Consider the following 6,881-nt stretch of genomic DNA (forward strand, 5'->3'; position numbering starts at 1 on the left):
ATCGACTGGTATAACCACCGGCGTCTCCACGGAGAGATCGGCTACATGCCGCCCGTGGAAGCAGAAACCAATTACTACTCAAATCTGCCCGCCATCAAAACGATGGAACGGGTCTAACTAACCCTCCACCAAACCCGGGGCTTGACAGGAACTCAATCCGAATGCCCTTCGCGGTGAGCTTCTGCACCAGGGCCCTGAGGTCATCCAGGTTCCGCGCGAGCCGATCCATGCCGTGCACCACAAGGGTGTCACCATCACGAATGTACTTCACCAGCTCCACAAGCTGCGGTCTCTTCACATCCTTACCAGAAGCCTTATCAGTGAAGAGCCGATCAAGCTGGACGCCCTCAAGCTGTCGATGTGTGTTCTGGTCCAGGGTGTGACTGTTAACTTCGGCTGGCGGCTTTTTCGCAGGTTCGTTTGGCGGTTTTAGTTGATTGCGCATAGGGCTGCTGACAGCGATTGGGCAGAAGCCGGCGGCATCAACCTGCGTTCCGCTCAAGAGTCGGCTGCGCCAATGGTGCAGGCCATAACACCGGACGAACCGCTGATCGTTGCCCAGCGCCCCGGACCGAAAGTGTCCAACGGTCCGCATTCACGGATTCTTGTACACCTCATCTTCTTTGTGCCTAAATCGAACGTATAAATGACATGAGGTGCAGACCATGCTGATCGGCTACATGCGGGTATCAAAAGCCGACGGATCCCAAAGCACCGATCTCCAACGCGACGCACTGCTGTCCGCAGGAGTCGAGGCGTCGAACCTCTATGAAGACCATGCTTCCGGAAGGAAGGATGATCGACCGGAACTTGCCGCTTGTCTAAAGGGTATGCGTGACGGAGACACCCTTTTGGTGTGGAAACTCGATCGTCTAGGCCGGGACTTGCGCCACTTGGTGAACACCGTACACAACCTCACCGACCGCGGCGTGGGCCTGAAAGTCCTCACCGGGCAGGGCGCGGCCATTGACACCACCACGGCGTCGGGCAAGCTCGTCTTCGGGATCTTCGCCGCCTTGGCTGAATTTGAACGAGCGCTCATCTCAGAACGCACCCTTGCCGGCCTCGCCGCTGCCCGGGCCCGCGGCCGCAAGGGAGGGCGACCATACAAAATGACGGCCGCCAAAGTTAGACTGGCCGTGGCCTCAATGGGGCAACCCGAAACCAAGGTCAGTGACCTGTGCGCTGAACTTGGCATCACCCGCCAAACCCTCTACCGTCACATCTCCCCAACAGGGGAACTCCGTCCCGATGGCGCAAAAGTGATCGCGAAGCGAAAGCCGTAGCTCGGGCAAATGCAGCAACCCGACCTGGGGGAAGCCAGAGTACTGGATCAATATTCAAAGCGGTCTGACGGAATGTCGCACTCGTAACCGATATAGATCGGTTACAGTTTTTCTATGGATGGTCTTCAGCGCGTGACGGCGCCAACGGTGGACGTATTGAAGGTGCTGGTCGGCACCGCTGAGCCTGTGTGGGGTTTGCGGGTGATCGCTGAGAGTGGCCGGTCGCCGGGTACTGTCTACCCCGTTCTTGAGCGGCTGGAAGTCGTGGGGTGGGTGGCGTCGCAGTGGGAAGTGGACGAGAGCCGTCCTGGCCCGCGTCGCAGGTACTACGAGTTGACGGCCGATGGGGCGCTTTCGGCAGCGCGCACGATTGCCGCCTTTGATGCTCGTCGAGCTGTACATACCGCGCCTCGGCCGGCGGTGGCGCGGTGACGGATTTCCCCGCGGTGGTCATCCGCGCGGCAACGCGTCTGCAGCCTCGCGAGTCGCGCGATCGCTTCAGCGAGCAATGGCTTGCGGATTTGCGTGACGCGGAGGAGGTCGGGCTGTCTCGAGGGCAGGTGGCGCGGGGCGCGGTGGTTCACGGGCTTGTCGCGCTGCCGCGGAGATATGGGTCGGGTGAGCGTGCGGGAGCACTTCTGATGGGAGGACAAGGGATGGTAGGTAAGCAGCGACAGGTGTTCATGGTTGCTATGACAGCGGTTTTGGTCGCCCTGGTGTGTTGGCAGCTCTGGTCTGGTTTCCAGCAAGTTCCTCTGACCACGTACCGGTCACCGCGAGACATTGTGGAAGATTTTTTCAACGCTCCAATGCGATTGCTGTTCCCTGTCGCTGTTGCTCTCTTGGCCGGTTCCGGACTCGCTGCCCAGCTCGCGGATCGCTTCATCGCCTCGGCACGCACGCGCACCGATATCCGGGGGTTGATTGCCCGGCGCATCGCCGTGGTTACCGCGGTGGCATTCGGAGTGTTCTTCGTAATCGGCGTTGTAACGGCATCTGCGGCGTATTTTGTCGCGTTTGCGGTGGTGAGCTCCCCATCTTGGGGTGCAGTTGTTGGATGCGTTGAATCTGATGGTGCACCGGCTTGGGAGGGTTGAGTGGGTACCAGGGGTTTTTTCGTGGCGTCTCGTAGATGAGCGGCGAGTTTGGACTGTGTCTCCTGACGGCGGCGAGCTATTGCACGCATCTGGCCGGTCTTCAGCGAATCCCGGATCCCCTCCACCATGGGCGGTTTCGTGATTCTGACCGCATGGCCGGTGATTTTTAGCGCAGCTGACGGTTCAGGCTTTATGCCCATGTTCGACACCCCGTTCTGTTCTCTTGCCGGTCACCGCAGCGTGCCCGGGTTTCCCGGTATCTTCATCCAACGTTCCGGGTTTACTGATGATAGCTGTGCTTCGATTTCGGGTTGTTCAAGGCCTCCACCCCGAGACGGAAGGTTCACCTGCTGCGACGCTGCGCTGGCTGCTGTGTCGGATGGGGGACGGTAACCTTCGGCATATGCAGTAGAAGTTGGCGGTTCAGCGCCCGCGGGGTGTTTTATGGTTTGCCCGGCGGCGGCGGATCAGGCGGGCGATGAAGGGGACAGCGAGGGCCAGGAGTCTGATCATGGTTGGTTTATCCTTTGAGGGTTTCGTGATGCAGGGGCTTCGGGGGTGGCGGCGATGGAGCAGATTTGAACGGATATGCCGCCTATGGGTGTGGTTGTTTCGTTGTTCAGGAGAGGGTCCGGATGGCGGTAGCGACGGTGACCGCCAGCTCCGGGACGGGGACCTGTCCGGTGGCTCCGATCCGGATGCGCACCGTGGTGGCGGAGTCCTGATGGTGCAGCTCCACCATCGTGGGCCCGGCGCCGGGCTTCCAAGGGGAAGGAGGGCACCGAGGCGGTGCATGGTGGTGCGCCAGGCCGGGTCTGCCGGGTAGAGGGTGCTGATACGTCGTTGACCCGCCTGTGGACCGGGCTTCGGACCCGTTGAAGGAAATCGGGCGGGGTCAAAACTGTCCCGGGACCTTCCCCCGGCGGCGCCGACGGGACGCGAAATACGTGATGGAACCTATCCCCGCCAGGAACAGCAGGGCGGCAATCACAATCGACGTCTGGGTTGGGTTCGAATACAGCAGCCACAGGGCACCGCCGAGAAATGCCAGGGGAAGGAGTATCGCCCCGGCCCAAAACCAGAAGCCCTGCCGGCCGCGAGATTCCCGCGCCTCCCGGGGGTCTTTCTGTTGCGGCGGTCCGCTTCCGTTCCCCTTTTCCATGCCGGGCTCAGCCATGGGCGCCCGTGCCCCCGACCCGACAACCGGCGGGTACGTTCGGTGACATGGGGTGGTCGGGGATCGGGTTTGTCATCATGTTTTCCTTCGTTGCAGGGGGACTATTCCCAGCGTTCCGGTATCTGCGCTCAGATCAGCACGCGGATGGTTAGGGACCGGGCCCGAGCACCCGCCGGCCCGGAGCCGGCATGGATCCCGGACGCATGGTGTTGATCATTTGCTGCCCTGATGCCAACGGCTGGACATGGTCCATTGTTGTCCTCAGCTTCCCGCCGCGCCAGCGGACAGCCACTTCACGGGCCGAACCCAGCTTCCCGTCGGTGCGGAGGCTTGTCCCGGCGATGCTGCCGGAAGTTTCATCGATGGTCGTACGAGGGGGCCGGCGAGTGGGGGTGGTTTTTGGTTACCGGGTCACTCCCTGGTGGGTGTCGAGCATGGGGCGGACAGTGTTGGTGATGCGTGCCAGGCTTGAGGTGATGGCCGCGGTGGCCAGGATGGATTCCTCCCCCGCTGCCATGCCGTGCAGCCGGTGGGAGAGGTGGGCGATGGCTGATTCGGCGTCGAGGAGTTCTTCGACGCCACGTTGTTGACTCGTCCATGCTTTGAGCAGTTGTCCCACTGCGGTAACCCCGTTTTGCAGCGGTACCGCCAGACCGTCCGGGATGGAACCTTCCTCCCGGCTTCCCCAGACAACGTCGCTGAGCACATCGGTGATGTTCAGGACCTGAAAAGTGACCTGTTCAAGGGCATGGACATAGTTGAAGTCCCGGGTCAGGTCGTGCGGGTGTGCCCTGCGCCGGAGGTTGCCTTTACTGCTGCTCTGCGCGTACTGGACGGCGCCGCGCATTTCGTGGGAGGCCACGACGAGCCGGTCGTGTCGTCGCGCCCATTGCTTGTCATCCGGTGGCCAGTGCTTCTCCAGGATCTCGCCCATCTCCAGCAGCTGATCCGCCAGGTCCATCCGGTGACCGGTGATGTGCTGATCGGCTGCCGTGAAATACAGCGGTGGAACGATGAACGCATTGACCGCCAAACCGACAGCGACGCCGATCAGCATTTGCAGCAGGTAACCAAAAGCATATAAATCCGCGGTGGCACCACCGAGCAGCAGGACGAACAGGCCCGCCGTGGGAATCCAATGCCCCCCGGCACCCATCCTGGGTAGAACACCGGCAAGCAGCACACCCACCCCAACGACCAGAGCGATCGTGAGCGGGTTAGGATCACCGAACAGGAACGCTATGAACGCCAGACCGATACCGAGGGACAATCCGATGATCGCCTGAAGCCCTTGTTTGAGGGTGCCGGCCACCGTCGAATACATCGCCGTCACCACCCCCAGAGGAGCGTAATAGGGATATTTCGAGGCGACACCGGGCACGTGCAGAGCCAGAAGCCACGCAATCCCGGCAGCCAGCGCAGCCTTCGCCGCGAGTATCACCTGAGGATGGAGCAGTACGCTTCGTACCCGGCGGCCAAGGCGCTTCATGGTGGAGATATTCCCCGGGCCGGTCCCGTCCCGGGTCACACCAGTTGTTGAAGACATTCGTGGATTATTTCACACAGCTGCGTTGAGCGCCCTGAACTGTGACTGTTTCGAATCAGCCGGACCGCCCTCCACTGGCTGCAAAAAGTGAACGCCGGCGGAGTTTCCCGGGAGTGAGGTTGCTGGTGACTTTCTTCCCTGCAACATTGATGGTGACGCGCCAAAGCCACCTCCCTGACCGTGACCGGGATCAAGGGAAACCTGGCGGCCACTGCCGTCAAAGCCGGTAGTGCCGTCACGGTTGCGGCCAGTGCTTAGTTGGTCAGACTCGTCAACACGATCCTCGCCAACGGCTGACGCTTAGTCCGTCCCGGGGGCCGCAATCCTGTGGCTCCCCGGTGGTGGTGGAAGAGATGCGGGTGCATGCTGCCCGGGTGGACATTTGGATTAGGGTTGAACATGCAGTTCACCCAGCTGGGAACTGTAGAGCACCTGAACGATGTTCAGGCGCCGGGGTCGGCGGGAGATCCGCTGAGACCGGGACTACTTCCCCCGGCCCTGCCTCTCCCGGGTCTGCCTCTCCTGGCGGGCAGTACCTGATGAACAAAGTGTTCCTTCGGAGCTCCCCTACGTCGGTGGCGAGCTCCTGCTGTAGCCCCCGGAATCCGTCAGCTCCGTTTGGCGCAGTGGGTTAAGGGATCGAAGATGTGGCCCCTTTCCCAGGTTTTCGGCTGCCTCGCGGTAGGTCAGTCCACCGAGGATGGAGAGGGTAGAGCGATCAGGTCCCGGGAGACTGGGGCGTCCGGAGACAGACTGTCTGCACGGGGACCGTAGGATGATGGAGTATTTGGGGGAGTGCTGCGTCCCATGAGGGTCAGTGACCGGAGGTCTTGGAGATGGGAAGGGTAACGGCCATGGACAGTGTGAGTGTGAGACGTGTCAGGGTGGCTGCGGCGGATCTGGAATCAGTCGAATTTGAGCGAGACAGCGCTGAACTGACCCTGCAGCAGGATGTGAGCCTTGCCGTTGCTGAAGGCCATTCGCTGGCTGATGTGGCAGAGGCATCGAACCTCACGGTGAGGGAAGTTGACGTTCTGACCGGAACCATACCGGTCCTGGCGTTACTGGATGATCGCCAGCAGCTTTAGGTCAGTGGTGCTCATGGTGGTGGCAGCCGGAATGGCCGCACTGGACCAGTACTGAACAGTGTCAGTGGTGTCAGTGCGCAGCCGTTGGCCCGGTCATGCCGGCCGCCGGGATCGCCGTCCGGCTCGTGCCGATGGAGGCCGGGGCGTCCGGGGTCTCAACCACATTTGCCCTCTCAGGGGCTCCGCTGGGGGGTTGTGGTTGGGTACAGTCATGGACGTGCCCGGTTCCTGCGATTTCCCTGGCTTGGCGGATTCCAGCCACTGCTGCTTCCCGGGTTTGATACGTCACGGAAACCGCCATCAGGTTTCCTTCACGGTCAATCATGCGCAGCCGGTAGAAAACTTCCGGAGTTGACACCAATTCGAAATACCCGGCCATGCCACTAATTCTGTTCATCCACGGCTACGTCATTGTTAGCAGCCGTAACAGCCTAACGGTGCCGAGGCCCTGATAGACATGCGAAAGGCTGCACTGGAGGCAGGCAGCTGCCCTCACCCCGGGTGAAGGCCGGAAAAGATGCGATGTCACCACCGCTGAGGTCGTTTTCTTTAGCACCGTAATGACTGGGAGCCGAATGCGGTATGGCCTGCCCGGAAGCAGGGCGAACCGCCAAGGGGATTTCCCTGAACCAGGAGCCACGGAGGCCGGAAATTAGGTACGGCCAGCCGGCTGGGGGGAGCCGGCTG

Annotated in this window: 8 protein-coding genes and 1 pseudogene; 4 read left to right on the forward strand and 5 right to left on the reverse strand. The window is 61.4% G+C overall.

Annotation, left to right across the window (positions count from 1 at the left end; all coding sequences use genetic code 11):
- Window positions 1-145 precede the first annotated feature (145 nt).
- Window positions 146-445 (reverse strand): annotated as a pseudogene (locus IV498_RS18270) (recombinase family protein); the annotation flags it as partial.
- Between the two features lie 220 nt (window positions 446-665).
- Here IV498_RS18270 and IV498_RS18275 point away from each other — a divergent pair.
- The 3 genes from IV498_RS18275 to IV498_RS18285 all read left to right on the forward strand — a co-directional run bounded on the left by IV498_RS18275 (window position 666) and on the right by IV498_RS18285 (window position 2,383).
- Complete coding sequence (locus tag IV498_RS18275) at window positions 666-1,286, forward strand: recombinase family protein (protein WP_269048509.1); 621 nt, start codon at window positions 666-668, stop codon at window positions 1,284-1,286.
- Window positions 1,287-1,418: 132 nt separating this feature from the next.
- Window positions 1,419-1,718, forward strand: coding sequence for a PadR family transcriptional regulator (locus IV498_RS18280; protein WP_269048503.1), 300 nt, complete (start codon window positions 1,419-1,421; stop codon window positions 1,716-1,718).
- 224 nt (window positions 1,719-1,942) lie between these two features.
- On the forward strand, window positions 1,943-2,383 hold the full coding sequence (locus IV498_RS18285) for a hypothetical protein (RefSeq protein WP_269048504.1): 441 nt from the start codon (window positions 1,943-1,945) through the stop codon (window positions 2,381-2,383).
- A gap of 619 nt (window positions 2,384-3,002) precedes the next feature.
- Here IV498_RS18285 and IV498_RS18290 read toward each other — a convergent pair.
- From IV498_RS18290 to IV498_RS18300, 3 genes are all read right to left on the reverse strand, one after another.
- Window positions 3,003-3,125, reverse strand: coding sequence for a hypothetical protein (locus IV498_RS18290; RefSeq protein WP_269048505.1), 123 nt, complete (start codon window positions 3,123-3,125; stop codon window positions 3,003-3,005).
- A 153-nt stretch (window positions 3,126-3,278) separates the two neighbouring features.
- The gene (locus IV498_RS18295) at window positions 3,279-3,560 is read right to left on the reverse strand and encodes a hypothetical protein (RefSeq protein WP_269048506.1); all 282 of its coding nucleotides are present in this window, start codon (window positions 3,558-3,560) and stop codon (window positions 3,279-3,281) included.
- Window positions 3,561-3,963: 403 nt separating this feature from the next.
- Window positions 3,964-5,106 (reverse strand): FUSC family protein, encoded by a 1,143-nt coding sequence (locus IV498_RS18300; protein ID WP_269048507.1) that lies wholly within the window; start codon window positions 5,104-5,106, stop codon window positions 3,964-3,966.
- An 854-nt stretch (window positions 5,107-5,960) separates the two neighbouring features.
- Between IV498_RS18300 and IV498_RS18305 the strand changes: the two genes are divergently transcribed.
- The gene (locus IV498_RS18305) at window positions 5,961-6,194 is read left to right on the forward strand and encodes a hypothetical protein (protein WP_269048508.1); all 234 of its coding nucleotides are present in this window, start codon (window positions 5,961-5,963) and stop codon (window positions 6,192-6,194) included.
- A gap of 70 nt (window positions 6,195-6,264) precedes the next feature.
- On the opposite strand, the gene IV498_RS18310 is transcribed toward IV498_RS18305, so the two are convergent.
- The gene (locus IV498_RS18310; protein ID WP_330059885.1) at window positions 6,265-6,591 is read right to left on the reverse strand and encodes a DUF1508 domain-containing protein; all 327 of its coding nucleotides are present in this window, start codon (window positions 6,589-6,591) and stop codon (window positions 6,265-6,267) included.
- Window positions 6,592-6,881 lie beyond the last annotated feature (290 nt).

Origin of the sequence: Paenarthrobacter sp. Z7-10 (genome assembly GCF_026932795.1) — a bacterium.
Lineage (GTDB): Bacteria > Actinomycetota > Actinomycetes > Actinomycetales > Micrococcaceae > Arthrobacter_M.

Coding starts and splice junctions, on each gene's coding strand:
- IV498_RS18305 (WP_269048508.1), top strand. CDS start 5,961: ATGGACAGTGTGAGTGTGAGACGTGTCAGGGTGGCTGCGGCGGATCTG.
- IV498_RS18285 (WP_269048504.1), top strand. CDS start 1,943: ATGGTAGGTAAGCAGCGACAGGTGTTCATGGTTGCTATGACAGCGGTT.
- IV498_RS18300 (WP_269048507.1), bottom strand. CDS start 5,106: ATGTCTTCAACAACTGGTGTGACCCGGGACGGGACCGGCCCGGGGAAT.
- IV498_RS18295 (WP_269048506.1), bottom strand. CDS start 3,560: ATGGCTGAGCCCGGCATGGAAAAGGGGAACGGAAGCGGACCGCCGCAA.
- IV498_RS18275 (WP_269048509.1), top strand. CDS start 666: ATGCTGATCGGCTACATGCGGGTATCAAAAGCCGACGGATCCCAAAGC.
- IV498_RS18310 (WP_330059885.1), bottom strand. CDS start 6,591: ATGAACAGAATTAGTGGCATGGCCGGGTATTTCGAATTGGTGTCAACT.
- IV498_RS18290 (WP_269048505.1), bottom strand. CDS start 3,125: ATGGTGGAGCTGCACCATCAGGACTCCGCCACCACGGTGCGCATCCGG.